A 25092-nucleotide genomic window follows, 5' to 3' on the forward strand; every position below is an offset into this window, starting at 1 on the left:
TCCTAGTGTTGGCCACACCGGTGCTCGTCACGGAGTTGGCCACCCGAACGACGTCCCACGCCTACAGCGGACGAAAAGTGAGGGAAGACGCGGATGAAGGCACAGTCATTTCTCGGATCGGCGGCGTTCGGCGTGGGCCTCGGCGCACTGCTGCTCCCGGCCGCCGCGCTGGCGGACACCAGAGTCTCACCCGCCACCACCCCGGTCGGCGGCACCGTCGTGCTGACCACGACGTGCAACCCGAACGCCGGTGACGCGATCTTCCGGGTCACCGGCCCGGACCGGGACCAGAACGTCCGGTCCACCACTGCGGCCGCGGGCGGTGGCCTGAGCGCCGAACTGTTCACCGCCGGGTTCACGCTCGGCACGTACACCGTCGCCACCACCTGCGGCGACGGCAGCGACGGCGGCAGCGCCACGTTCACCGTCACGCCGATCGGCGGCGCGCAGGCCGGTGGCGGCGGGCGCGACGGCGACACCGGGGTGCTGATCGCCGGTGGCGTGCTGGCCGCCGGGGCGCTCGCCGGAGGCGCGTACGCGGTCATCCGCCGGCGCCGCGCGGACGCCGTCGCCTGACCGGCTCGCCGAGCGGTCGCCCGCGCCGGATGCTCCGGCGCGGGCGCCGCGTCCCCGTCGAACGGAGGTGGGATGCTGTCGGAGTCGCAGCGCCGGTCGCGCCTGCACACCGCCGTCCTGGTCACCGCCGTCACCGTCGCCGCCGCCACCGGGACCGGACTGGTCTCGGCCGGGCTCGGCACCACGTCGGCGTCACCACCGCAGCCCGGCGTCTCCGCCGCGCCCGCCACCGAACGACCGGGTACGGCAGGCCCGGCGCTGCCCCGGTCCACGCCGGTGCGGATCACCGTCCCGCGCATCGGCGTCGACGCCGAGATCGTCCCGGTCGCCACCGACGCGGACGGCGCGCTCGAGGTGCCGCCGCTGGAACGCCCGGAGGTCACCGGCTGGTACCACCCCGGTCCCGCCCCCGGCCAGGCCGGCAACGCGGTGCTGGTCGGGCACGTCGACTCGCAGCACGGCCCGGCGGTCTTCTTCGACCTCGGCCGGCTGCGCGGCGGCGACACGATCCGGGTGCTGCGGGCCGACGGCCGGACCGCGACGTTCACTGTGGACGGCGTCGGGGCGTACCCGAAGGAGCGCTTCCCCACCGCGCGGGTCTACGGCGGCGACGCGGCGGCGCGGCTGCGGCTGATCACGTGTGGCGGGCGGTTCGACCCGCGGACCGGCAGCTACCCGGACAACATCGTCGTCTTCGCCACCGCGACCCGGTGACGCTCAGTCCGCCAGGTCGGCCAGTTCCGCGCCGAGCAGTTCCGCCAGCAGCTCCACCCGGCCCGGGTCGTTGTCGGCGGTGATGTTCCGGCTGGGCATCTCGACGGTCATCAGCAGGTAGAGGTACAGCCGGTAGAGCCCGAGCCGCCGCCGCGCCCCGTCGTCGAGCGGGAACGGCGCCGCCGCCCGGTAGGCGCGTACCAGCGGGTCGTCCGGCTCGTCCTCGGCGCGCCGGAACAGCAGCGGCGACACCAGGTCCATCAGCGGATCGCCCCACAGGTACCGCTCGCCGTCGACCAGGCCGCTCAGGCGCGGCGTGCCGTCCGGCCCGTCGACGGCGAGCACGTTCCCGGCCCAGCCGTCGAAGTGCAGCAACGCCGGACGGTCGACCGCGTCGAGCACCGCCGCGTGCCGCGCCACCAGCGCCCGGATCCGGGACGCGGGCAGCGGCAGCGGCACCGCCCAGTCCGCGGCGTCGGCGAGCATGTCGTCCACCATGGCCGTGTAGGCGTCCCGCCAGGTCGCGCCGGAGGCCCGGTCGCCGTCGTAGCCGTACCGCACTCCGGTGACCGTGTGCAGCGCGGCGAGCGCGCGGCCGAACTCCGCGCGCAGCGGCCCGACGTCCGCGCCGGCCCGGCTCAGATCCCAGAGGGTACGACCCGGTAGCCGCGCCATGAGCAGCCAGTCGCCCAGCTCGGGGTCGGCGCCGTGGTGCAGCAGCGCCGGCGTCGGCACCTCCGGTGCGCGGTCGGCCACCAGGCGCAGGTAGTGCGCCTCCGCGCCGATCATGTCCCGCTCGTAGCGCAGCAACGGCACGTGCGGCGGCGGACCGACCTTGAGCACCACGTCGCGGCCGTCGGTGAGGCGTACCTGCCAGACGGCGGCGAACCCGCCCCCGGTCAGCGGCCCGCAGTCGGCCACCTCGGCACCGGATCCGAGCGAGGCGGTGAGGTAGCGGCGGACCTGTCCCGGGTCGAGATCACGCTGAGTCGGGCTCACGCTCATGGTCCGGGGAGCGTACCGGGTTGCGGTGTAAGGAAGGGCCCCCTGTTAACGCCTCCGGTAGAGGAAGGGCCCCCTGTTAACACCTCCCCGGCGCTTGGAAGAATCGTGGCATGGCGAGACGGGGCGAACGTCCGGCGACCTGCCCGTGCGGCACCGGCCGGCCGTACGCGGACTGCTGCGCCCCGGTCCACCGGGGCGAGGCGACGGCGGCGACCGCGGAGGCGCTGATGCGGTCCCGGTTCAGCGCGTTCGCGCTCGGCGACGCCGCCTACCTGCGGCACAGCTGGCACTCCAGCACCCGGCCCGACCGGCTGGAGCTGGAGCCGGGCACCCGCTGGACCCGGCTGGAGATCGTGGAGACCGGGCAGGGCGGCCTGTTCGACAGCGCCGGTACGGTCCGGTTCCGGGCGCACTACCGCGAGGGCGGCCGGGCGGGTGTGCTGGCCGAGCACAGCCGTTTCGCCCGCGAGGACGGCCGCTGGGTCTACGTCGACGCGCTGCCCGAGTGACGCCGCCCCCGGCTCCGACGTTGGCGGCGGGTGTTAACAAGGGGCCCTTCCTCTACCGGAGGCGTTAATAAGGGGCCCTTCCTTACACCTAGGCGGGACGCGGGGTGGGCTGCGCCAGCTCGGCGATCTCCCGGGGCAGCTGGGACAACGCCCGGTTGAACTGGGCCGGCCCGATCACCCGGTGCAGCGCCTGCAACACCGCCCGCGCGCCGCGCTCGGCGTCGGACGGGGTAGCGCCGGAGCGCTCGGCGACCCGGCGCAGGAACTCGTCGTACCCGAAGGCCTCGGGGTCTTCGACCCGGGCGCGTGCCAGCAGCGGACGCAGCTCGTGCGCGACGTGCGCGGACAGGTCGTCGGCCTCGCCGCCGCTGATCCGTTCGGCGAGCGTGCGCAGCGTCGCCTCGGTCAGCGCGCGGGCCGTCTCGACCGGTACGCCGGCGCGGGCGGACACCCGCGCGTAGAACTCCGGTTCGGCCATCGTCCGTCCTCCCGTCGCAACGGCAGCGTGGCTACCCGCCGCCGGTCTCGGCAAACACCGCCGGCCCCGGCGAACAGGCGCTCAGGCCAGGGCCCGCGCCGCCGAGACGATCGCGCCGACGCCGATGCCGGCCCGGTCGAACTGCTGGGCGGGGGTGCCGGAACCGGGCAGCCCGCGTACCGCAAGGTGGTTGACCCGGGCCGGTTCGCCCAGGTCGGCGAGCGCCTCCAGCACCGCCGAGCCCAACCCGCCCTCCGGGTAGTGGTCCTCGACCACGACGAGCCGCCCGCCGGTCTCCACGACGGTCTCGGCCAGGCGCTGCCGGTCCACCGGCTTGATCGAGTACAGGTCGATCACCCGGGCGTCGATGCCCTCGCGGGTCAGTTCGTCGGCGGCGGCGAGGCACAGGTGCACCGTCACGCCGGTGCCGAGCAGCGCCACGTCCCCGCCGTCGCGCACCATCCGGCTGCCGCCGATCGGGAACGGCTCGGCGTCGTCGTAGAGCACCGGGTACTTGCCGCGCGTCGTCCGCAGGTAGCTGACCCCCGGGTGGTCGGGCATCTGGGCGACGAGGGCCGCGCAGGAGACCGCGTCGGCCGGGCAGAGCACCGTGGAGCCGGGCACCGCGCGCAGCGCCGCGATGTCCTCCAGCCCCATCTGGGACGGGCCGTCCGCGCCGATCTCCACCCCGGCGTGCGACCCGACCAGCGCGATGTCGGCGCGGGACACCCCGGCCATCCGGATGAAGTCGTAGGCCCGGGACCAGAACGCGGCGAACGTCGCCGCGAACGGCCGGTAGCCGCGCACCGCCAGGCCCACCGCCGCGGCGGCGAGCTGCTGTTCGGCGATGAACATCTGGAAGAACCGATCCGGGTACGCGGTGGCGAAGCTCTCCGCCCGGGTGGAGTCGCTGACCTCGCCGTCGAGCGCGACCACGTCGGGCCGGGCGGCGCCGAGGGCGCGCAGCGCGTCACCGTACGCGTCCCGCGTGGCGACCTTCGCGCCACGGGAGTACCGCGGCAGTTCCGGCTGTCCGTGCTCGGCCGGGGCGGTGCGCGGCGCGGCGGGGGGTTTCGGTCCGGCGACCCGGATGCGCCGGGGGCCGCCGAGCGCCCGCACGGCCCGGTCGGCCAGTTCCGGGTCGAACGGCTTGCCGTGCCAGGCCGGGTCGTTCTCCACCTCGGGCACGCCCTTGCCCTTGACCGTGCGGGCCAGCACCACTGCCGGTCCGGTGGCGTCGCGTGCCTGCCCGTACGCCTCGTCGATCGCGCCCGGGTCGTGGCCGTCGACGACTATCGCCTGGCAGCCGAACGCCTCGACGCGCCGCCGGTAGGTGTCCAGGTCCCACTCCAGTTCGGTGGGGCCGCGCTGGCCGAACCGGTTGACGTCCACGATCGTGGTGAGGTTGCGCAGCCCGTAGTGGCCGGCCTTGTCCAGCGCCTCCCAGACCGATCCCTCGGCGGTCTCGCTGTCGCCGCAGAGCACCCAGACGTGCGCGGGCGACCGGTCGAGGTACTGGGCGGCGAGCGCCACCCCGACGCCGACCGGCAGGCCCTGCCCGAGCGAGCCGGTGGCGACGTCCACCCAGGGCAGCACCGGCGTGGGGTGGCCCTGCAGGCGCGACCCGGATCGCCGGTACGTCTCCAGCAGCTCCTGCTCGCTGATCGCGCCGGTGGCGCGGAACACCGCGTACAGCAGTGGGGAGGCGTGCCCCTTGGAGAAGATCAGGTGGTCGTTGCCGGGGTTGCCCGGGTAGGACCAGTCGTAGCGCAGGTGCCGGGCGACGAGCACGGCGAGCAGGTCGGCGGCGGACAGGCTGGACGTGGGATGCCCGGAGCCGGCCATCGTGCTGCACCTGATCGCGTCCACCCGTAGCTGGGCGGCCAGGTCCGCCAGCCCGGTCAGCTCCTCGTCGCGCAGCGTGCGCTCTGCTTCCAACGTCACCGCGATCGTCTCCCGGGGTCGCCGAATTCCCGGACCAACGCTAGGCCGCGAACACGACTATTGGTCCCCTTTCTGGCGATTCACGCTCGACCGGTGAGCAGCCAGAGCGCCACCAGCAGGTACGGCAGCACCGCGACCGCGAAGGCAGCCGGGTTGCCCACCGCACCGGCGAGCAGCCCGTACCCCGCGTAGAAGGCGACGATGGTCAGGTCGGTGGCCATTCCGGCGAGCGAGGTGACGGTGGCCCGGGCCGACCCGGTGATCCGGGCCTGGAGCCGCACGTCGGCGAGCACGGTGGCCAACTGAAACGCGGCGAACGCGGCAGCCAGCAGCACGAACGCCGCCGGGTGCCGCAGCAGCGCACCGGCGGCGGTCGCCGCTGCCGCGAACACCAGCAGGCCGGCGTACCCGCGGTGGGACAGCCGCTCGCCCAGCGGCGCGAGCAGCCCGCCCACGGTCATCCCGGCCCACACCAGCAGGAGCAGCAGCGGTACGCCCACCTCGGCCATGCCGATGTCGGCGGCCAGCAGCCCGGTGTACTCGTCGAGCCCACCCCAGATCGCGGTGACGGCCGCGACCAGCAGTACGGCGGCGCGGACGCGGCGATCGGCCCGCACCTCGCGCAGGCCCAGGCGCAGGCTGTCCAGCCAGCCGGGCTCGTCGTCACCCGGCCCCTCCCCCGGCGCGGCACTCGCGCGCGGCCCGTACGGCTCGCCCGGGACCGGCGCGGACGGTGGTCGGCGGTGTTCCGGGAAGCGGGCCGCGACAGCCGCCGCCAGCAGGCACGTGGCCACGCTCGCCACGCCGACCGCGAGGTAGCCGCCGAGCGCGTACACCGGCCCGGCGAGCACCCCTGATCCGACCGCGCCGAGCACCTCGGCGGTGCGGGTCCGGCCGATCAGCCGGGCGTACCTGTCGGCCGCGCCGAGGCGTTCCAGCTCGGTGAAGACCAGCGCCTCCAGCGCCCCGGAGCGCAGCGCGCCACCGGCGCCCCAGAGCAGGAAGCCGACGGCGAACGCCGGATAGGACGGCAGCAGCACCCAGAGTGCGAACCCGGCGGCGGCCAGCAGCGGCGCCAGGCAGAGCAGCAGGCGGCGCGACACCGCGTCGGCCCACACGCCGGAGGGCACCTCCAGCACGATGCCGGTGGCCGCCCAGAGTACGAACAGCGAGGAGATCTGCCCGACCGACAACCCGGTGTCGGCGAACAGCAGCACGTAGAGCGGGTAGAGCAGGACGAGGTCGGTGAGGAACGCGTACCCGTAGAGCGTCGCCGCCAGACGGCGGGTCGCTGGTACGCGGGCAGGAGCGACGAGCATGGAACCTTCCCACGGGACGTGACGGACACCGGTCGGAATGCACGGCGTCCGCGGCGGCCCGCGGCCTCGTCGCTCAGGAAGGCATCAACATCGCCAGGTCATGCCGGGATCCTATCCGCCGCGACGCGTCCCGGTTGTCCCGCGGCGGGCACGAGATCGGGGCGGGACCGCGCGGTCCCGCCCCGATTCGTCGCTGCTGTCTGGTCAGCGGCGGAACTTCTCCACGTCGGCCTGCGGGATGACCATGGTGGCCTCGCTGTCCGCGGCCTGCTCGGCGGTCGGCTGACGCGGCGTGGTCGGCTGGGTGCGGTCGGAGTCCGCGTACGCCGGGATGTGCTGCGTGGCCTCCGCGCCCGCCGGCGAGGGCACCGGCTCGGTGACATCCGCGCCGGCGGTGGCCGGGTAGGCCGGGACCGGCTGCGTGCGGTCCGCCTCGGCGTCGCGGCTCACCGGCTGGGTCAGCTCGGAGTCCGCGTACGGGCCGGTGGCGGCCAGACGGGCCTCGACGTCACGACGGCCGGCCTGGTACGCGCGGGCGTGCGTGGCGATGGTCCGCGACTCCTCCTCGGCCCGGGTCAGCCAGTTCTCCCAGCGGCTCTGCATCGGCCGGACCAGCCCGCCGCCGACGCCGACGACCAGGATGCCGCCCACGGTGGCGAGCACCGCGATCAGCACCGGGGTGGTGACTGTGGTGGCGACGCCGATCTGGTTGAGCGCGGCGATGACGCCGAGGCCCAGGATGAACACGGAGGCGAGGTTCGCCAGCACCCGGCCGTACGAGAGGCCGCCGAGCGCGCTGGAGATGATGTCCTTCACCGCGCGGGCGATGGCCGCGGCGACCACCACGATGACGATGGCGACGAACGCCCGGGGCAGCCAGGCGATCACACCGGCGATCAGGTCGGAGATGGGGTTCGGGCCCCAGATGCCGAACGCGAGCTGCAGCGTCACCAGCAGCACGCCGTAGTAGGCCAGCTTCGCGACGATGTCGCTGGCGTCGTACTTCGAGCGGGCCAGCGCGGTCTTGATCCCGCCGCGCTCGACGGCCCGGTCGAAGTGGACCCGCTCCAGCACCTTGTCCACGAGCTTCAGCACGGCCTTGGCGATCAGCCAGCCGACGATCAGGATCGCGACGAACGCGACCGCCTTGGGCAGGAACAGCATCACCGAACGGAACGCGTCGCCCACCGCGTCCCCGAAGTTGTCTCTCATCGAAGGGCCTCCACGTACGTGGTCCAGGTCTGTTCGGGTGGGGCTACCCGGACCCGCGCGCGGGGAAACGCGGGTCAGCCGCCGGGACAGCGGTAGACGACCCGGGTGCTGGCCTGCGCCGTCGACGGTTCGATGATGTTGACGGTGGCGATCCCGGTGGTCGTCCCGGCCCCGGTGAACGTCCACTTCAGGGTGAGCGCCGCCGTGTGCTGCCCGCTGCCGACCCGCTCGGTGAGCACGGCGCCGGGCGGCGCGTCGGAGCGGAACCACTGGTACCTGATCGTCCCGCCGCGCCCGTTGGTGCGCACGGTGGCCACCACGTCGACTGTCACGTCGCAGGCGACACCGGCGGGCCGGGGCACCGCCACGGTGACCCCCTCGACCTCCAGCGGGCGCAGCCGCTGCCACAGGTAGAGGCCGACAGTCAGCAGCAGCACCACGGTGAGCAGCGTGGACAGCACCGAGACGACGCGACGCCAGACCGGGCGCGGGCGGACCGGGGGCGCGGTGGGCCAGTGCGGCGCGGGCGGCGGCGTCGCCGGCACGCCCGGCCCGAAGCGCAGCTCACCGCCGGGGGCCGGCACGCCGCTCGCCGCCCGCGCGTGGCCGCTCCGATCCGGGTACGCCCCGGCGCCCGTCGCCGCCGTCCCGGCGGGTTGGCCCCGATGCGGTACGCCGGTGGGCTGCCAGGAGGCGGTGGGCTGCCACGATGCTGTCGGTTCCGCACCGGGACGCGGGGCCGGCTCCGCGCTCGGACGCGGGTAGACGGTGGCCTGCCCCGCCCCGCTGTCCGGAGCCGCCGGGAGATGAACGGTCGCCTCGCCCGCGTCGTCTGCCCCGCCTGGGGGCAGGTGCACAGTCGGTTCGGCATCCGCCGGTGTCGGCGTGGCCGAGGCGGCGAGGTCTGCGGTGCGGTCGTCCCCGCCGGGGATAGCGGTCAGGTGGACCGTGGGCTCGGCGGTGTCCGCGGCGCCGGTGATCGGCAGGGCGCGGGTGGGCAGCGCCTCGGTGGGCTCGTCGGGGCGGGTCACGCCGACCGTCCCCGGGACGGGCTGCGGTGCGGGGCAGCGGGCACTGTCGTACTCCTAGCCGGGGGTGCAGTCGTGGTAGAGCGTCACGTACACCGGTGACGTCGAGGTGGTCGTGTTGCCGGCGGCGTCGGCGGCGGTGACCCGGATGGGGATGCGGGCGCTGCGCTTGGGCGTGGACAGCGGCCCGAGCGTGCCGGTGAACAGCCCGCGCCCGGCGGCGGCCATCCGGATCGTGCCGGTGGCGCCGTCGACCGTGTAGCCGAAGGTGACTGTGAGCGCGGCCGGGCCGCTGCGGTCGTCGGTGACGGTGGCGGTGACCGTGCTGCTCTTCGCGCCGTAGGGGCATCCCTTCGGGTCCAGTTCGCCCGGGTCGGCGCTGACGCCGTCCACGACCGGCGCTGTCACGTCCGGTGGGGGCGGGCTGGTGGTGCGTGACGCGCTGGGGGTGGGTGTGCCGGTTCGGGTCGGCGTCCCGGTCGGGTCGGGGGTGGCCGGCGGCGCGGGAGGTGGCGGCGCGGCGGACACGGTGGACGGGCTGGGTGTCGGTGACGGGCTGGGCGGCGCGGTGCCGGTCGGGTCCGGTACGGGTGCGCCGGTGGTGACGGGGGCGGCGCTCGCGGGGCCGGTCGGACCCGCGGCGGACGTGTCGTCGTGGGCGGCGTAGCTGTAGCCGGCGCCCCCGGCCAGGACTGCGGCGACCAGGGCGCCGGCGGCGAGCGCGGTACGGGTGCGGCCCTTGCGGAACCGTCCGCCCCGGCCGGTGGTGGTCGTGCCGAGTTCGGTGTGCGCGACGGCGGTGGCGCCCTCGGCCCGGTCCGGGAACGGCCACAGCGCGGCCAGCAGCGCTGCCCGCCGGGCCAGCTCGCGCAGCCCGCGTTCCTCCCATTCCGGGCCGTAGCCGGTGCCGGCGACCCGTTCCAGCAGCTCCAGGAACGCCTCGGCGGACGGCGGGCGCTCGTCGGGGCGTTTGGCCATGCCATGGCGCAGCAGTTCGTGCACCGGCGGGGGTGCCGCCTCGGCGGGGATCGGCGCGCTGGCGTGCTGGTCGCGCAGGGACAACAGGTCCGGCCCCTGGTACGGGGGCCGGCCGGTGAGGCACTCGAAGAACGTGGCGGTGGCGGCGTAGACGTCGCACGCGGGGCTTGCCGGGGCGCCGGTCCACTGCTCGGGGGCCATGTAGCGGGGCGTGCCGGACACCGTGGTGTCGGAGCCCTGGCCGATCGGCATGGCGATGCCGAAGTCGGCGAGTTTGCTCAGCCCGGCGCCGGTGACCAGCACGTTCTCCGGTTTGTAGTCGCGGTGCACGACACCGTGGGCGTGTGCGGCGGCCAGGCCGGCGAGTGAGCCCTTGAGGACGCAGAGCGCGGCCTCGGGTGTGGTCGGGCCGTGTTCGCGCAGCATCTGGCGCAGTGAGACGCCGTCGACCAGTTCCATCACGATGGCCGCGCCGTGCGGGCTCTCCACGTACTCGTAGAGGCGGCTGACGTGCGGGTCGTCGATCTCGCCGAGGAGCCGGGCCTCGGTGCGGAACGCGGTCCGGAACGCGGAGTCCTCGCCCAGGTCGCGGATCAGGTACTTGATCGCGACGGGGGTGCCTGTCGCGTCGTGGGTGGCGAGCACGACGCTGCCCGACGCGCCGGCGCCGAGCCGGCGGACCGGGGTGTATCCGGACAGTTCCCAGCCGCTCATTCTGCAGACTCCACGGCGTCCCACGGGCGGATGTCGGACGCCGCCTCGCTCGTCATTCTCACCGTGGCGCAGCCGCCGGCCATCGCCGCAACGGCTGCTTCCGGACGCCGACCGGCGCCCGGGCGCTCGGGCGGCACGGCGCGGCGCGGCAGGTGGTCGGTATCGGACACACCGCCACGATTACCAGACCCCGGCAACCACAGTCAGCTCGTCGATCATGAAGTTGACAGGGACAAAGAGGACAGAAATCGCCGTCAACTTCATGATCGGCGGAAAGGGAGCACGGCGGGAGAGGGGGCGCGGGTTCAGCGGCGGCGGGGTGGGGGGATGCCTGCGGGTGGAGGGGTGCGGAGCAGCCAGAGGGGGTTGCTCGCGCCGACTATCTCGCCGTCGCGGTCGCGGACCTGGGTGCGGACGTACGTGCCGGCGCCGACGCGCACCGGCAGGTCGTGCCAGCCCTGCCGCAACTGCCGCCAGGGGACCTGCCCGACCCGGACCGCCGGTGTCGGGTCCGCGACACCGGCCCGGTCGACCTCGCCGGTGACCGTCTCCAGCGTGGCCCCGGCGGGCAGGTCGGTGGCGCGCAGCCGCACCGTGACGGTGTCCTCGGCGAGCACGGCGAGCGCGCCCATCGCGCTGCGGCCGCCCAGCTCCAGGTCCAGCGCGCCCCGGTAGCCGGCCAGGTCGGCGAACCACGCCTGCCCGGCGCGCAGCGCCGCGACCAGGTCGTCCCGGCCGGTCGAGGCCGCCCACACCGAGGTGACGTTGCGGTCCCGGCCGGCCCGCCAGTCGGTGCCGTCGTGGTCGTCGGTGACCCCGACGGCGGTGAGCGGGATCGCGTTGCGGGCCGCCACGTCGTACGCCCAGAGGTGGTCCTCGACCGGCCGGCGTCCGATCTCGATCAGGTCGACGCCGAGCGCGTTGCGGCTGACCAGCAGGCGGGCCAGTGATTCGCGGCGTTCGGTGTCCAGCGGGTGGTTCCAGCACACCACCCCGCCGTGCGCGTGCAGGAACTCCACCATCCGCTCGGTGGCGTCGACGTCGTTGTCCCGGTACGGCGGGGACGGGAAGCGCGGCAGCGTGCCGTCGCCGCCGAACCAGTTGAGGTGCCGCACCATCGACACCTCGTACGCCCGGTGGTGGGTGACGCCGGGGTACGCGCCGTCGTAGCCGCGCAGCACCTCGGCGCGCAGCTCCTCGCCCGCCTGGCCGGCGCGGCGGGCGCGGTCGAAGACGAGCCGGTCCACCAGGTAGGTGCCGCGCCCGCCACCGGCCACCGTCACGCCGAGGCGCAGTCCGCGCAGCGAGTTGTCCCCGGCGACGATGTCGGGCCAGAGCCGCCGTACGTCGGCGAGCAGGCCGAACGTGTGCCGCCGCCACGCGCCGGGCGGGGCGGGCAGCTCGACGGTGCCGTGCCGGCCGTCCACCGTGTGCCGGACCGTGTCGACGCCACCGAGGCGGTAGCGCAGCACGAGCTGCCCGGCGGGCCGCCCGGGTCCGGCCGGGTGGTGCGACAGTGCGAGTTCCACGGTGAGCGTGGCGTCCCGGCCGGCGGCTTCGGGGCGTACGTCGAGGTGCAGCGTGGTGTCGGAGATGTTTGAGGTGTGCGTCCAGTTCCACGCCTTGCCCGCGTACCAGTGGGTGCCGGAACCGGCGGCGGTCAGGCGCAGCGCGCGGCCCGGGCCGTCGAGGGCGTCCGGCGCGTCCACGAAGTCGGCGGCCGAGGCACTCAGCCGTCCCTCGGTGGCGGGCTGCCAGGTCCAGGCCAGGCCGCCCTCGCGTTCCTCCGGGCCGTCGAAGTGGACGACCCGGCGGTGGTCGTGGGCGGCGACCCGGAAGTCGTGGTCGGTCCACCAGAGCACGTCGACGCCGTTGCGCCGGGCCTGGTCGAGGTGGGCGGCGTAGCTGGCCACGCCCTCGCTGAACGAGGCGTGCAGGTGCATCGCCATGCTGACCGGCCGCCGGCCGCGCGGCGGGGGCGGCGGCCGGTCGTTCGTGGCGGCCAGCCCGACCGGCACGCCGATCCCGGCGACCACCAGCCCGCCCGCGGCCACGAGCACGCTGCGCCGGTCCAGCCGCCCGCGACCCGCCATGCCACTCCCCCCCGTCCGCCCGGGGCCAGCGTACGGGCGCAACCTCAGCGCGGGGGCACCGCCACCCGGGCGGCGAGCGGGCGTCCGGCCAGCCGCCGGATCGTCAGGTACGCCTCGCAGCCGAGGCAGAGGCCGAACGCGGCGTTGAGGAACGCGGCGGCCAGCGCCGCACCGGTGGCGGCCAGGCCGAGCGCGGGCAGCCCGGCGAACCAGCCGGCCGCGCCGGCGACGCTGAAGACCAGGCCGACGACCTGGGCGAAGCGCACCGGCGCGACCGGCTCCAGCTCCGCCGGCGGGTCCAGCCGGGGCGCCACCAGGGCGCGGAACAGCAGGCCGTACGGGCCGACGCGCGGGTTCAGGGCGGTGAGCGCGAACACGACGGCCTGGGCGAGCAGGAGCGGCCCGGAGCCGGTGACGAGGACGATCGCGAGGACGACTGTGGTGAGGACGGCGGCGAAGCGCGGTCCTCGGGGGTCGAGCAGCATGGGGTGGGTCCGTTCGTGCGGGGGCGGTCGGTCAGGCGGGACGCGCCGCCGCACAGAGGCTCGTGGCGAGCCGGCCGTGGTCCACCACCCGGCGGCGGGTCAGCCGCACGCCGGTCATCGCGCCGCCCCGGCCGTGAGCGCGTCGATCAGGTCGTCGCGGTCGGGCACGCCGGCGGCGCGGCGCACCACGCGGCCGGCGGCGTCCACCAGCAGCACCGTCGGGGTGCGCCACACGTCCAGTTCCCGGGCCGCGTCGAGGTGTTCGTCCACGCCGACCTCCCGCACCGCGACCCCGTCGACGCGGGCGGCGACGTCGGCGAGCACCCGGCGGGCGGCCCGGCAGGGCGCGCAGACCGGTGCGGAGAACTGGACCAGCGTGACCTCGCCGGGGCGTACCCCGAGGGCGGTGAGGATGGCCCGGTGCGGCGCGTCGGCGGCCGATGGGCGCTTCCGGACGGCGCGCAGCCGCCCGTCGTGGCGGCGGCGCCACCAGCCGAACGCGGTGGCGGCCGCGAGCACCGCGACGAGCACGACGATCCCGGTCAGGCTGGGCGACTGCACCGGCCCAGGCTGCCACGGCGGGTCGCGGAAGACCATGGTCCGTCCCGGTCAGCGGACGTGAGATCGCCTACTCCGGCGGTAGGAGCAACCGGCCCACCGGCCGGCGAACGTCGCTTTTGTCCTCTGGCGCGCCGCGCGAGCTTGGCAATATTCTCCACCACGCGCGCAGTCGTTGCAGTTCCTTTACATCGCCCGGCGCCGGCCGGGCCATCGAGGAGGCGAGATGCACTTCGACCACCCCGAGCTGGACCGCCGTACGCTGCTGCGGGCCGGCCTCGGCGCCGCCGCGGTCGCGGTCGTCGGCAGTGAGCTCGCCCTGCCGGCCGCCGCGCAGGCCGCGCCGGGCGCGGACCTCGACTGGATCATCAGCTGCGACGAGTGGGCCGCCCGCCCGCCGGCCGACCCGCTGTCGGTGAGCGCGATCCCGACCAACAAGATCATCGTGCACCACATGGCGTTCCCGAACGTCACGGACTACTCCGAGGAACACGCCAAGCAGCTCGCCCGCGACTGCCAGGACCTGCACATGGACGGCAACGGCTGGTCCGACACCGGTCAGCACTTCACGGTGAGCCGCGGCGGTCACGTCCTGGAGGGACGCCACGGCAGCCTGGACCGGCTGCGGGCCGGCGACCGGCAGATGATCGCCGCGCACTGCCCGGGCGAGAACGGGCGAGCCATCGGCATCGAGAACGAGGGCACCTACGTCACCGAGACGCCGCCGGAGGAGCTGCTCGACTCCCTCGCCCGGCTGTGCACCGCGATCTGCCGGCAGTACGGGCTGCACGCGCACGACATCTTCGGTCACTGGGACTTCCGCGCCACGCTCTGCCCGGGCGCGATGTTCTACCGGGAGTTCCCGGCGCTGCGCCGCGCGGTGTTCCAGAAGCTGGGCACGAAGCTGGGCGACGTGCCGGCCCGCCGCTGGCCGGACATCTGGCGTTTCGTCGGCGGCCCGGTGGTCCAGGTCGCGCAGTACCTGCTCACGTTCCGCGGCTACACCGTGCCGGTGAACGGCGTGTTCGACGCGGCCACCGTCGCGGCGGTCCAGGACTGGCAGGCGCGCAACGGCATCCCGGTCGACGTCGACGCCACGCTCACGGCGCCGACCTGGGAGACCCTGGCCCCGGAGCTGGACCAGAAGTCGTCGGGCGTCCCGGTGGTGGCCGCGCAGTTCATGCTCGCCTCCAAGGGCTACGCCGAGGTCACCCCGACCGGCGAGTACGACCACGCGACCCGCACGGCGGTGAAGGACCTCCAGCGCCTGCACGGACTGCCGCCCAACGGCAAGATCAGCACCACTACCTGGTGCGCGCTGGTGGGGGGTGTGGTGCGTCAGTCGTTCCACAAGCACTGACGGCGCACCGGCGGGGAGAGCGGTGGGGGTGGCAACGGCGCCACCCCCACCGCGTCGTTGCGGGACGGATCGCGGCGAAACGTCGGCATTGACGACTGGTGAACGACGGCTATCCCGGACGGCTGTGGTGCGCCGATCATTGCCCGCAGATAGATATGAGTCATTCTCACCTCCGGGCAGAACGCCCGGGCACGGAGGCCGAGACGCCGTCAGCCGGGCGTACCGAACGGCCCTACTCCGCGTCCCCGGAGGATCGCCATGCCATTACCCGCCATCCGTGCCCGCCTCGCGGCGCTCACCGCCGCCGCCCTCACCGCGAGCGTCCTGACGGTCATCGCGCCGTCACCGGCGCTCGCCGCCACCACGTTCACCCCCGACGACTACTGCCTCGGCCAGTGCGCGGACATCCTGCCCCCCGGACAGAACGGCAACGCCACGCTCGCCGGCATCCTGGCCCACCAGGCGCTCGGCACCCGCCCGGCGCACTCCAGCGACCAGCTCGACGAGTACGCCAACCTGGTCTACAACTACGCCGGGCTGACCGACGAGCAGATCGCCCACTTCTACAACGACGCCTCGTTCGGCGTCCCCGACGCCCAGGTCGAGAGCACGATCTCGCCGCGCTCGGACGTCACCATCGTGCGGGACAAGGCCACCGGCGTCCCGCACGTCACCGGCACCACCCGCTCCGGCACCATGTTCGGCGCCGGGTACGCCGGCGCCCAGGACCGGCTCTGGGTGATGGACCTGCTGCGGCACGTCGGCCGCGGCAACGTCACCTCGTTCGCCGGCGGCGCACCCGGCAACCGGGAACTGGAACAGAGCGTCTGGGCCAACTCGCCCTACAGCGAGGCGGACCTCCAGGCCCAGGTCGACGCGCTGCGCCTCAAGGGCACCCGGGGTCAGCAGCTCTACACCGACGTCGTCGACTACATCGCCGGCATCAACGCCTACATCGACAAGTCGATCGCCGACGACAACTACCCCGGCGAGTACGTGCTCACCGGCGCCGGGAAGCCGAAGCACTTCACCATGACCGACCTGATCGCCACCGCCGGTGTCATCGGCGGGCTGTTCGGCGGGGGCGGCGGCAGCGAGATGCAGTCCGCGCTGGTGCGGGTGGCCGCCCGGGCCAAGTACGGCCCGACCGAGGGCGACCGGGTCTGGACGGCGTTCCGCTCCCAGAACGACCCGGAGACCGTGCTGACGCTGCACGACGGGCAGAGCTTCCCGTACGGCGCGACGCCGCCCGGCGCCACCAGCGCGGTGCTGCCCGACGCCGGCACCGTGGTCGCCGAGCCGCTCGCGTACGACGCCACCGGCGGAGCCGCCGCCCGCACCGGCACCAGCGCCGCCACCAAGGACCTGGTCGGCGGCCTGTCCAACCTGCGGGCGCACGGCATGTCCAACGCGGTAGTGGTCTCCGGCCGGCACACCACCACCGGCAACCCGGTCGCCGTGTTCGGCCCGCAGACCGGCTACTTCGCCCCGCAACTGCTCATGCTCCAGGAACTGCAGGGACCGGGCATCAGCGCGCGCGGCGCCGCGTTCGCCGGGCTGAACCTCTACGTGCTGCTCGGCCGCGGCCAGGACTACGCGTGGAGCGCCACCTCCGCCTCCCAGGACCTGACCGACACGTACGCGGTGCCGCTGTGCACCACCGACGGCAGCGCGCCGACGCTGCGCTCCAACCGCTACCTCTTCCGCGGCCAGTGCGTGGCCATGGAGGTGCTGGAGAAGCGCAACTCCTGGTCGCCGACGCTCGCCGACTCCACCCCGGCCGGCGCGTACACGCTGCGCGCGCTGCGCACCAAGTACGGGCTGGTGTCCTACCGAGGGCTGGTCAACGGGCAGCCCACCGCGTTCACCAAGCTGCGCTCCACCTACCGGCACGAGGCCGAGTCGGCGATCGGCTTCCAGGCGTACAACGACCCGGCGGCGATGGGCAGCGCGGCGGCGTTCCGGGCGTCCGCGGCCAGCGTCGGGTACGCGTTCAACTGGTTCTACGTCAACTCCACCGAGGCGGCGTACTACAACTCCGGCTCGAACCCGGTGCGCTCCTCCACCTCCGACCCGAACCTGCCGATGAAGGCCGAGCCGGCGTACGAGTGGGCCGGCTGGAACCCGGACACCAACGACGCCACGTACGCCCCGGCGTCGGCCCACCCGCAGTCGGTCAACCAGGACTACTACGTCAGCTGGAACAACAAGCAGGCGCGTGACTTCGGCGCGGCCGACGGCAACTTCAGCTACGGCGCGGTGCACCGGGGTCAGCTGCTCGACGGCCCGGTGAAGGCGGCCATCGCCCAGCGCAAGGTCGGCCGCGCCGACATCGTCCGGATCACCGCCGAGGCGGCGGTGACCGACCTGCGCGGCCAGCAGGTGCTCGGCGAGCTGCTGCGGGTGCTCGACAGCACGCCGGTCACCGACCCGGCACTGGCCGCCGCGGTGACCAAGCTGCGGGCCTGGCAGCAGGCCGGGTCGCGGCGGGTGGAGACGTCACCCGGGTCGAAGGTCTACCAGCACGCCGAGGCCATCCGGATCTTCGACGCCTGGTGGCCGCTGCTGGCCTCGGCGCAGTTCCGCCCCGGCCTCGGCCCCGACCTGTACGCCGCGCTCGTCGACGCGCTCGAAGTCAACGAGGCGCCCTCGGGCGGCCAGAACGGTGGCCGCGACGGCACCGTGAACTGGGCGTCGCAGGGGCAGGCGCACAAGGGCTCGGCGTTCCAGTACGGCTGGTGGGGTTACGTCGACAAGGACCTGCGGGCCGTGCTCGGCGACCCGGTGGCCGGCGGGCTCGGGCGCACGTACTGCGGCAACGGCAACCTGGGCGCGTGCCGACAGGCGCTGCTCGACACGCTCGGCCAGGCCGCCGCGGCGCCGGCGACCACCGTCTACCCGGGCGACTCCTCGTGCGGTGCCGGCGACCAGTGGTGCGCGGACTCGATCGCCCAGTCCGGGCTCGGCGGCATCACCCACCCGCTGATCGCCTGGCAGAACCGGCCCACGTACCAGCAGGTCGTCTCGTTCCCGGCGCGCCGGGGCGACGCGGTGACCAACCTGGCGCAGGGCCGTACCGCCACCGCGTCCAGCACGCAGTTCCTGACCAGCAACACCCCGGCGAAGGCGGTCGACGGCAGCCTCGGCACCCGGTGGGCCAGCAGCTACAACGACAACCAGTGGCTGCGGGTGGACCTCGGCTCGGCCCGGACGATCAGCCGGGCGGTGCTGCGGTGGGAGGCCGCCTACGCCACCGGCTACCGGATCGAGGTCTCCGGTGACGGCAACTCCTGGCAGCCGGTGTTCAGCACCACCACCGGCAACGGCGGCGTCGACAACGTGACGTTCGCCCCGGTCAGCGCCCGCTACGTGCGGATGTACGGCGTCACCCGGGCCACCTCGTACGGCTTCTCGCTCTACGAACTCGAGGTCTACGGACGGTAACCGCACGCGACCGGCCGGCGGGTGATCCCGCCGGCCGGTCGTCTGTGTCCGGGCAGGTCAGCCGCGCTCGTTCGAACATTTGTGCGAGGATGGCGGAGTGTCGAGCGAGGCCACCATCCTGCACGCCGACCTGGACGCGTTCTACGCCTCGGTCGAGCAGCGCGACGACCCCCGGCTGCGCGGCCGGCCGGTGATCGTCGGCGGCGGCGTGGTGCTCGCGTGCAGCTACGAGGCCAAGGCCCGGGGCGTGCGCAGCGCGATGGGCGGCCGGCAGGCGCGGCGGCTCTGCCCGGACGCCGTCGTGGTGCCGCCCCGGATGGCCGCGTACACGGCCGCCAGCCGGGCGGTGTTCGAGATCTTCCGGCACACCACCCCGCTCGTCGAAGGACTCAGCATCGACGAGGCGTTCCTCGACGTGGGTGGGCTGCGGCGGCTCGCCGGAACGCCGGCCGCCGTCGCGGCCACGCTGCGGGAGCGGGTACGCCGCGAAGTCGGCCTGCCGATCACCGTCGGCGTGGCCCGGACGAAGTTCCTGGCGAAGGTCGCCAGCGGCGTGGCGAAGCCGGACGGGCTGCTGGTCGTGGAGCCGGACCGGGAACTGGCGTTCCTGCACCCGCTGCCCGTCGAGCGGCTGTGGGGCGTCGGCCCGGTCACCGCCGCCCGGCTGCGCGACCGCGGCATCCGTACCGTCGGGCAGGTGGCCCGGCTGGACGAGCCGGCGCTGGTGTCGCTGCTCGGCGCGGGCGCCGGCCGGCACCTGCACGCGCTGGCCCACAACCGCGACCCACGGGCGGTGCAGGTGGGCCGCCGCCGCTCCTCGATGGGCGCGCAGCACGCGCTGGGACGCGGCCCGCACTCCCCCGCCGACCTGGACGCGGTGCTGGCCGGGCTGGTCGACCGGGTCACCGGCCGGATGCGCGCCGCCCGCCGCACCGGCCGCACGGTGACGCTGCGGCTGCGCTTCGCCGACTACACCGCGCCACCCGGTCGCACACGCTCGACGAGCCGACCGCGCAGACCGGGCCGCTGCGGGCCGCCGCCCGTGACCTGCTGCGCGCCGCGCTGCCGCAGATCGCGGAACGGGGCGTCACGCTGCTCGGCGTCTCGGTGGGCAACCTCGGTGCCGGGCACACGCAGCTCACCCTGCCGTTCACCGCCGAACCCGGCCCGGCGCTGGACGCCGCCGTCGACGCGGTACGGGACCGCTTCGGCTCGCGGGCGCTGACCCGCGGCGTCCTGCTCGGCCGCGACCCGGGCGTCGAGATGCCCCGGCTGCCGGACTGACCGGCCGACCTCGTCCCGGAGTAGGAGACGCCCTCCGACCCGTGGCCGCGAACGCGGCCTGCGGGCGGGCGCGACCGGCCCGGTCCGTCACGAGCATCTACAGGCATGACTACCGTACGGAACCGGGCGGCCGGATGGCACCGCCCCCTGATGCTCCTCGTGTCCGCGATGGCGGTGCTCACCGTCGTCGCCGCGGTCGGCGTCGTCGCCGATCCGCGCGTGCTCACCGGCGCGCCCATCTGGGCCAAGCCGCTGAAGTTCGCGATCTCCTTCGTGCTCTACGGCGTCACGCTGGCCTGGATGCTGTCCCTGCTGCCCCGCCGTAGCCGGGCGGCCGAGCGGGCCGCCACCGTGATCGTGGCCATGTCCGTGGTGGAGATGGTCGTCATCGTGGGTCAGGTGCTCCGGGGCACCACCAGCCACTTCAACGGCACCACGTCGCTGGACGGAATGCTGTTCAGCGTCATGGGCGCGGCGATCATGGTGCTGTTCGCCGCCCAGCTCGTGCTGGCGGTCGTGCTGTCCCGCCGGTCCCTCGCGGACCGCGCCGGCGGGTACGCGGTGCGGCTCGGTCTCGCCGTGTCCCTGCTCGGCATGGTCGTCGCGTTCCCGATGGTGGCGCAGCAGCCGGCCGGCACGCCCGCCGGGATCAGCGGCGCGCACAGCGTCGGGGTGCCCGACGGCGGCCCGGGGCTGCCGCTGCTCGGCTGGAGCACCACCGGCGGCGACCTGCGCGTCGGGCACTTCGTCGGCATGCACGCGTTGCAGGCGTTGCCGCTGCTGGCGATCCTGCTCGACCGGTTCCTCGGCAGGCGGCTGGACGAGCTGACCCGGGCCCGGCTGGTGCTCGTCGGCGGGGCCGCGTACGCGGCACTGACGCTGCTCGTGACCGCCCAGGCCCTGCGCGGGCAGCCGCTGCTCGCGCCGGACGGGCTCACGCTCGCCGCGGCGGCCGCGCTGGTCGTGGCCACGGCGGCGGCCACCGCGCTGGTGCTGGCCCGCCGGGCCCGCCGTACCGAGGTGGTGCTGGTCGGATGAGCACCGCGCTGTTCAGTCTGACGTTCGCGCTCGCGGCGCCGTTCTGGGCGCTGATGATCCTGGCGCCGCGCTGGTCCTGGACCGGCCGGATCGTTGGCTCGCCGCTGATCGTGGCGCCGGTGCTGCTCGTCTACGCGGCCCTGGTGCTCCCCGCGCTCGGCACGGCGCTGCCGGTGGTGACCGCGCCCACGCTCGACGGCCTGCGAAACCTGCTCGGCACCGCCGACGGCGCGGCGGCGGCCTGGGCCCACATGATCGCCTTCGACCTGTTCGTCGGCAGGTGGATCTGGCAGGACTCCCGGGAGCGAGGGCTGCCGGCCCTGCTCACCGCCCCGGTGCTGCTGCTCACCGTCCTGCTCGGCCCGATCGGGCTGGCCGTCCACCTCGGACTGCGGTCCGCGTGGCGGCGGCCGGCGAACGCGGTGGCTACGGCCGCACCGGTTGCCTAGGCTGACGCGGTGGGCTGGACCGGTCGGCTGTTCGACGCGCGGGACACGTTCGCGCGGGTCCTGCTGCTGGACCTCAGCGGCATCGGCTACCTGGTCTTCGGTCCGCACGGGAACTCGGCCGCCACCGGTACGCAGTGGGCGCTGGCGGTCCCGGCGTTCCTGCTGGCCCTGCTGTGCCACCGCCGGCCGCTGCTCAATCTGCTGATCCAGTCGGCGCTGCTGGTCGCCGCGCTCGTGCTGGTCGACGACGTGGTGATCAACCAGGTCGGTGCGAGCTGGGCGCTGCTGGAGCTGACCATGCGGGCCACCCGGCCACGCACGATCTGGCTCGGCGCCGGGCTGCTCGCCGCCGTCGACCTGACCGACCTGATCGGGCTACCGGTCCGCGCGGCGTTCACCGGCCTGTTCGGGCTGGCCGTCACCGTCGGCCTGCCGCTGCTGCTCGGACTGGTCGTGCGGACCACCCGGGAACTCGGGCGGCAGGCCGAGGAGCGGGCTGAGGCAGAGCGGCGCCGGCGCGAGTCGGAGAGCCGGGCGGCCCGCGCCGACGAGCGCGGCGCCATCGCCCGGGAACTGCACGACGTGCTCGCGCACCATGTCGCGTCGATGGTGCTGCGGGTCGGGGTGGCCCGGCACGTCCTGCCCGACCTGGATCCCCGGGTCGGCGAGGTGTTCGACGACGTGCACGCCACCGGCACGGCCGCGCTGACCGACCTGCGGCGGCTGGTGGCGGTGCTGCGCGACCCGAACGGCGTCCGGGGCGACGCCGCGCTGACCGCGATCGAGCCGTCGGCGCTGCCGGCCGCGCTCGGCGCGGCGGTTGACCGGGCCCGGCAGGCCGGCGTCGTCGTGGAGGCCGACGTCGACCCCGCGATCGGCACGCTCGACGCGGTACGCGGCCAGGCGGTGCTGCGACTGACCCAGGAGGCGTTGACGAACGTGGCGAAACACGCCGGCGCGGCGGCCCGCGCACACCTGAGCGTGTCGGTCGAGGACGGCGCGGTGCACTGGGCGGTCACCGACGACGGGCGGGGCGCCGCGCCGGCCGGGGTGCCCACCGGCGGTGGCCACGGCATCGTCGGCATGCGTGAACGGGTCGAGGTGCTCGGCGGGCGGCTGGAGGCCGGGCCCACCGGGTCCGGCTGGCGGGTCCGGACCGTGCTGCCCCCGGCCGGGCCCACCCACCAGGCGCCTCGGCCCCGCGCCGGCATGCCGGAGCCGGCGTGATCCGGGTGCTGCTGGTCGACGACCAGCACCTCATCCGGGCCGGCCTGCGGATGCTCTGCGACGCCCAGCCCGACCTCGAGGTGGTCGGTGAGGCCGACAACGGCCGGGACGCGGTCGCCCTGGCCGCCCGGCTACGACCCGACGTGGTGGTGATGGACCTGCGGATGCCCGGCGTCGACGGCATCACCGCGACCAGCCGCATCCTCGCCGACCGGCCCGCCACCCGGATCATGGTGCTCACCACGTTCGGCGACGACGACCACCTCTACCCCGCGCTGACCGCCGGCGCCTGCGGGTTCCTGCTCAAGGACGCGCCCCCGGCCGACCTGCTCGACGGCGTCCGCCGCGCCGCCGCCGGCGACAGCCCGTTCAGCCCGGACGTGCTGCGCCGGCTGGTCGACCGCGCGGTGCACGCCCGCGCAGGCACGCCCCGGCGGACGGCCGACCTGACCGCCCGCGAGCGGGACGTGCTGGACCTGGTCGCCGACGGCCTGTCGAACACCGAGATCGCCGAGCGGCTGCACATCGGGGTGACCACAGTGAAGACGCACATCACCAGCCTGATGACGAAGACCGGCAGCGCCAACCGGGTACGCCTGGCGCTGTGGGCACGCGGCGGCTGACCGGGTCACTCCTCGATCGCGCCGCCCACCGCCCGCAGGTGCGCCCGGAACGTCAGCGCCGGATCCGCCTCCCGGGCCGCCAGGTACGCGCCGAACCCGACCTGCGCGCGCAGCGACTCCCCGGCCCGGATCCGGCCGGCCTGCCGCCGCTCGGTGTCCCGGATGGACTCGGCCAGGTCGAACAGCTCCCCGGCCCGGTCGGCGGCCACGAACACCACGCCGTCGTCGTCGGCCAGCGCCAGATCCCGCGGCCCGACGGTGAACGGCCCGACCCGGGCGTGCGCCAGCGCCCCGTCCGGGCGCGGGTCCAGCTCCAACGGCCCGCTCGGGGTGGCGCCGAGGCTGAACACCGGCAGCCCGACCGCGACCAGGTCCGCGGTGTCCCGGTGCGCGCCCCACACCACCAGCCCGGCCAGGCCGGCGGCCCGCGCCTCCAGCACCACCAGGTCGCCGACGCAGGCCCGGTCGGTGCGCCCGCCGTCGTCGACGACGAGCACGTCCCCCGCTGCGGCCTGCTCGATCGCCTCCAGGAAGACGTCCACGCTGCCGGCGTGCCGGGCCGGGCGGACCGGGCCGGCCAGGCGCCGCCCGGGCAGCACCGGGACGACGGCGGCCGGGGCGCAGCGGACGGGAACACCGGCGCGCAGGCAGGCGTCGGCGACGTGGGCGGTGCTCAGCGCGGCGAAGCGCGCGGCCGGCGCGTCGTGACGGATGTCCATGCGCCGACGCTAGCCAGCCGGACCGGCCCGGGCAGGTGCCAGTTGACGCCCGGTGGCCTTCGGCGGGTGCCGGACGCCGGGCCGGCGCGGGACCGGCCGGCTCATCCGGGCCCGGACCGGCGGGCGCGCCTCCGACTCCCCCGCGCCGGCGGCCCGGCGCACACTGCCGTTTGCGTCCTCGGGCCGGCAGCCGGTGGCCCGCAGCAGCTCGCTCTGCGCGGTCCGCAGGTCGCTGATCATCGCCTCGCCGAACGCGCGTACGCCCTGCGACCAGGCGCGCCCGGCCAGCTCGGCGCCCTGCCGGACCAGCTCCCGGGTGCGTTCCAGATCCGCACCGGAGTTGCCGGCCCGCTTCAACTCCCGTACCGCCTGGCCGAGGCGGGCCACCGCGTCGGGCAGCGCGGGCGGAATCGGCTCGTCGTACTGCAGCGCGGTGGCGGAGCGGCGGGCGATCGAGCGGGCGTACAGCACCAGGCGTTCGAGGTGCTGGGTCGCTTCGGCGTACCTGTGGAACTGGGCGCGGCGGTGCCATCGCGCCGGCGCGATGGTGACCACCTCCTCGGCCCCGCTGAGTGCGTCGTTGAGCCGCCCGATGTCCGGTTCGATCCCGCGCAGGTCCTCCAGGGCGCGCTGGGCCGCGTCGGCGTCGCGGCGGGTCAGCGCGTGGGCGACGGCGTCGAGCTGCTCGGTGAGCCGGGCGACCACCGGTTCCACCGCCCGGTCCAGCACCCGGATCGGGTTGACCGGCAGCAGCAGCGCCACCACGAACAGGCCGACCAGGCCGCCGACCAGCGCGTCGAAGATACGGGGCAGCTCCAGGCCGGGCTGCACGGGCGCGAGCGTGGCGATCAGCACCGCCGTACCGCCGGCCTGGCCGACGAGCGCGCCGCCGCGCCCGGCCACCAGCAGCGCGGTGGCGATGGCCAGCGTGACCACCAGGCCGGTCTGCCAGGATCCGCTGCCCAGCAGCGCGCGCAGCAGGTCACCGACCAGGATGCCGAGGCCGACGCCGATGAGCAGCTCGAACGTGCGCCGGGCACGCTGGCCGATGGCGGTGGCGATGGTGCCGACAGCTGCGGCGGGGGCGAAGACGTGCGCGCCGGAGCCGAGCAACTCCTGGGCGATCAGCGCGGCGAGCGCCGCGGCCAGCCCGGCCTGCGCGGAGATCACCACGGTGATCTCCAGCTGGCGCAGCCGGTTGCGGCCGGCCGCGCCACCCTCGGCCCGGGCCCGGGACAGCGCGAGACCGCCCCGCTCGACCGCCCGGTCCAGGGGCGAGCGGACGGTGTCGGCGCGGCGGTCGGCCATGACGGCGGTTACCCGCCTCCGGACCGG

At 74.9% G+C, this 25092-nt stretch carries 22 protein-coding genes and 1 pseudogene; 10 read left to right on the forward strand and 13 right to left on the reverse strand.

The window, feature by feature from the left end; translation table 11 throughout:
* The first annotated feature begins 93 nt into the window (after window positions 1-93).
* Together OC439_RS00090 and OC439_RS00095 are read left to right on the forward strand one after the other, a co-directional pair.
* Window positions 94-576, forward strand: coding sequence for a hypothetical protein (locus tag OC439_RS00090; protein WP_194799418.1), 483 nt, complete (start codon window positions 94-96; stop codon window positions 574-576).
* Window positions 577-648: 72 nt separating this feature from the next.
* Window positions 649-1290, forward strand: coding sequence for a class F sortase (locus tag OC439_RS00095; protein WP_262011569.1), 642 nt, complete (start codon window positions 649-651; stop codon window positions 1288-1290).
* 3 nt (window positions 1291-1293) lie between these two features.
* On the opposite strand, the gene OC439_RS00100 is transcribed toward OC439_RS00095, so the two are convergent.
* Complete coding sequence (locus OC439_RS00100) at window positions 1294-2295, reverse strand: phosphotransferase family protein (RefSeq protein ID WP_262011570.1); 1002 nt, start codon at window positions 2293-2295, stop codon at window positions 1294-1296.
* A 110-nt stretch (window positions 2296-2405) separates the two neighbouring features.
* On the opposite strand from OC439_RS00100, the gene OC439_RS00105 reads away from it, so the two are divergent.
* Window positions 2406-2804 carry a YchJ family protein gene (locus OC439_RS00105; protein ID WP_262011571.1) on the forward strand — a complete coding sequence of 133 codons (399 nt, stop codon included), beginning with the start codon at window positions 2406-2408 and terminating at the stop codon, window positions 2802-2804.
* Between the two features lie 88 nt (window positions 2805-2892).
* On the opposite strand, the gene OC439_RS00110 is transcribed toward OC439_RS00105, so the two are convergent.
* The 10 genes from OC439_RS00110 to OC439_RS00155 all read right to left on the reverse strand — a co-directional run bounded on the left by OC439_RS00110 (window position 2893) and on the right by OC439_RS00155 (window position 13616).
* Window positions 2893-3282, reverse strand: a complete 390-nt coding sequence (locus OC439_RS00110) for a DUF2267 domain-containing protein (protein WP_262011572.1) — start codon at window positions 3280-3282, stop codon at window positions 2893-2895.
* A gap of 81 nt (window positions 3283-3363) precedes the next feature.
* A complete protein-coding gene (locus tag OC439_RS00115) occupies window positions 3364-5226 on the reverse strand; it encodes a transketolase (RefSeq protein WP_262011573.1) in 1863 nt (620 codons plus the stop codon).
* Between the two features lie 80 nt (window positions 5227-5306).
* Window positions 5307-6545: an MFS transporter gene (locus OC439_RS00120; protein ID WP_262011574.1), complete on the reverse strand. Its 1239-nt coding sequence runs from the start codon at window positions 6543-6545 to the stop codon at window positions 5307-5309.
* A 204-nt stretch (window positions 6546-6749) separates the two neighbouring features.
* Window positions 6750-7757, reverse strand: a complete 1008-nt coding sequence (locus OC439_RS00125) for a mechanosensitive ion channel family protein (protein WP_262011575.1) — start codon at window positions 7755-7757, stop codon at window positions 6750-6752.
* Window positions 7758-7831: 74 nt separating this feature from the next.
* Window positions 7832-8788, reverse strand: a complete 957-nt coding sequence (locus OC439_RS00130; RefSeq protein ID WP_262011576.1) for a hypothetical protein — start codon at window positions 8786-8788, stop codon at window positions 7832-7834.
* A 54-nt stretch (window positions 8789-8842) separates the two neighbouring features.
* Entirely contained in the window at window positions 8843-10477 is a 1635-nt protein-coding gene (locus tag OC439_RS00135; protein WP_262011577.1) for a serine/threonine-protein kinase, read from the reverse strand.
* On the reverse strand, window positions 10474-10647 hold the full coding sequence (locus OC439_RS00140) for a hypothetical protein (RefSeq protein ID WP_262011578.1): 174 nt from the start codon (window positions 10645-10647) through the stop codon (window positions 10474-10476). Before OC439_RS00140 ends, OC439_RS00135 begins: the two co-directional genes overlap by 4 nt.
* 135 nt (window positions 10648-10782) lie before the next feature.
* On the reverse strand, window positions 10783-12570 hold the full coding sequence (locus OC439_RS00145; protein WP_262011579.1) for a hypothetical protein: 1788 nt from the start codon (window positions 12568-12570) through the stop codon (window positions 10783-10785).
* Between the two features lie 44 nt (window positions 12571-12614).
* The gene (locus OC439_RS00150) at window positions 12615-13055 is read right to left on the reverse strand and encodes a DUF4395 domain-containing protein (protein ID WP_262011580.1); all 441 of its coding nucleotides are present in this window, start codon (window positions 13053-13055) and stop codon (window positions 12615-12617) included.
* A gap of 114 nt (window positions 13056-13169) precedes the next feature.
* Window positions 13170-13616, reverse strand: a complete 447-nt coding sequence (locus OC439_RS00155; RefSeq protein ID WP_262011581.1) for a TlpA family protein disulfide reductase — start codon at window positions 13614-13616, stop codon at window positions 13170-13172.
* A 223-nt stretch (window positions 13617-13839) separates the two neighbouring features.
* On the opposite strand from OC439_RS00155, the gene OC439_RS00160 reads away from it, so the two are divergent.
* The 7 genes and pseudogenes from OC439_RS00160 (at window position 13840) to OC439_RS00190 (ending at window position 23038) form a co-directional block, all read left to right on the forward strand.
* Window positions 13840-14973, forward strand: coding sequence for an N-acetylmuramoyl-L-alanine amidase (locus OC439_RS00160; RefSeq protein WP_262011582.1), 1134 nt, complete (start codon window positions 13840-13842; stop codon window positions 14971-14973).
* Between the two features lie 258 nt (window positions 14974-15231).
* A complete protein-coding gene (locus OC439_RS00165; RefSeq protein ID WP_262011583.1) occupies window positions 15232-18417 on the forward strand; it encodes a penicillin acylase family protein in 3186 nt (1061 codons plus the stop codon).
* Between the two features lie 97 nt (window positions 18418-18514).
* Window positions 18515-19701: pseudogene (dinB, locus tag OC439_RS00170) on the forward strand (DNA polymerase IV).
* A gap of 105 nt (window positions 19702-19806) precedes the next feature.
* Window positions 19807-20739, forward strand: coding sequence for a hypothetical protein (locus tag OC439_RS00175; RefSeq protein WP_262011584.1), 933 nt, complete (start codon window positions 19807-19809; stop codon window positions 20737-20739).
* Complete coding sequence (locus OC439_RS00180) at window positions 20736-21188, forward strand: ABA4-like family protein (RefSeq protein WP_262011585.1); 453 nt, start codon at window positions 20736-20738, stop codon at window positions 21186-21188. Before OC439_RS00175 ends, OC439_RS00180 begins: the two co-directional genes overlap by 4 nt.
* A gap of 9 nt (window positions 21189-21197) precedes the next feature.
* A complete protein-coding gene (locus OC439_RS00185; protein ID WP_262011586.1) occupies window positions 21198-22415 on the forward strand; it encodes a sensor histidine kinase in 1218 nt (405 codons plus the stop codon).
* Window positions 22412-23038, forward strand: coding sequence for a response regulator (locus OC439_RS00190; protein ID WP_262011587.1), 627 nt, complete (start codon window positions 22412-22414; stop codon window positions 23036-23038). Before OC439_RS00185 ends, OC439_RS00190 begins: the two co-directional genes overlap by 4 nt.
* A gap of 5 nt (window positions 23039-23043) precedes the next feature.
* Here OC439_RS00190 and OC439_RS00195 read toward each other — a convergent pair whose 3' ends face one another.
* On the reverse strand, window positions 23044-23757 hold the full coding sequence (locus tag OC439_RS00195; protein ID WP_262011588.1) for an RraA family protein: 714 nt from the start codon (window positions 23755-23757) through the stop codon (window positions 23044-23046).
* Window positions 23758-23766: 9 nt separating this feature from the next.
* Window positions 23767-25065, reverse strand: coding sequence for an FUSC family protein (locus OC439_RS00200; protein ID WP_262011589.1), 1299 nt, complete (start codon window positions 25063-25065; stop codon window positions 23767-23769).
* Window positions 25066-25092: the final 27 nt, after the last annotated feature.

The sequence above is a fragment of the Micromonospora sp. Mcm103 genome (assembly GCF_024519755.1).
Classification (GTDB): Bacteria; Actinomycetota; Actinomycetes; order Mycobacteriales; family Micromonosporaceae; genus Micromonospora; species Micromonospora aurantiaca.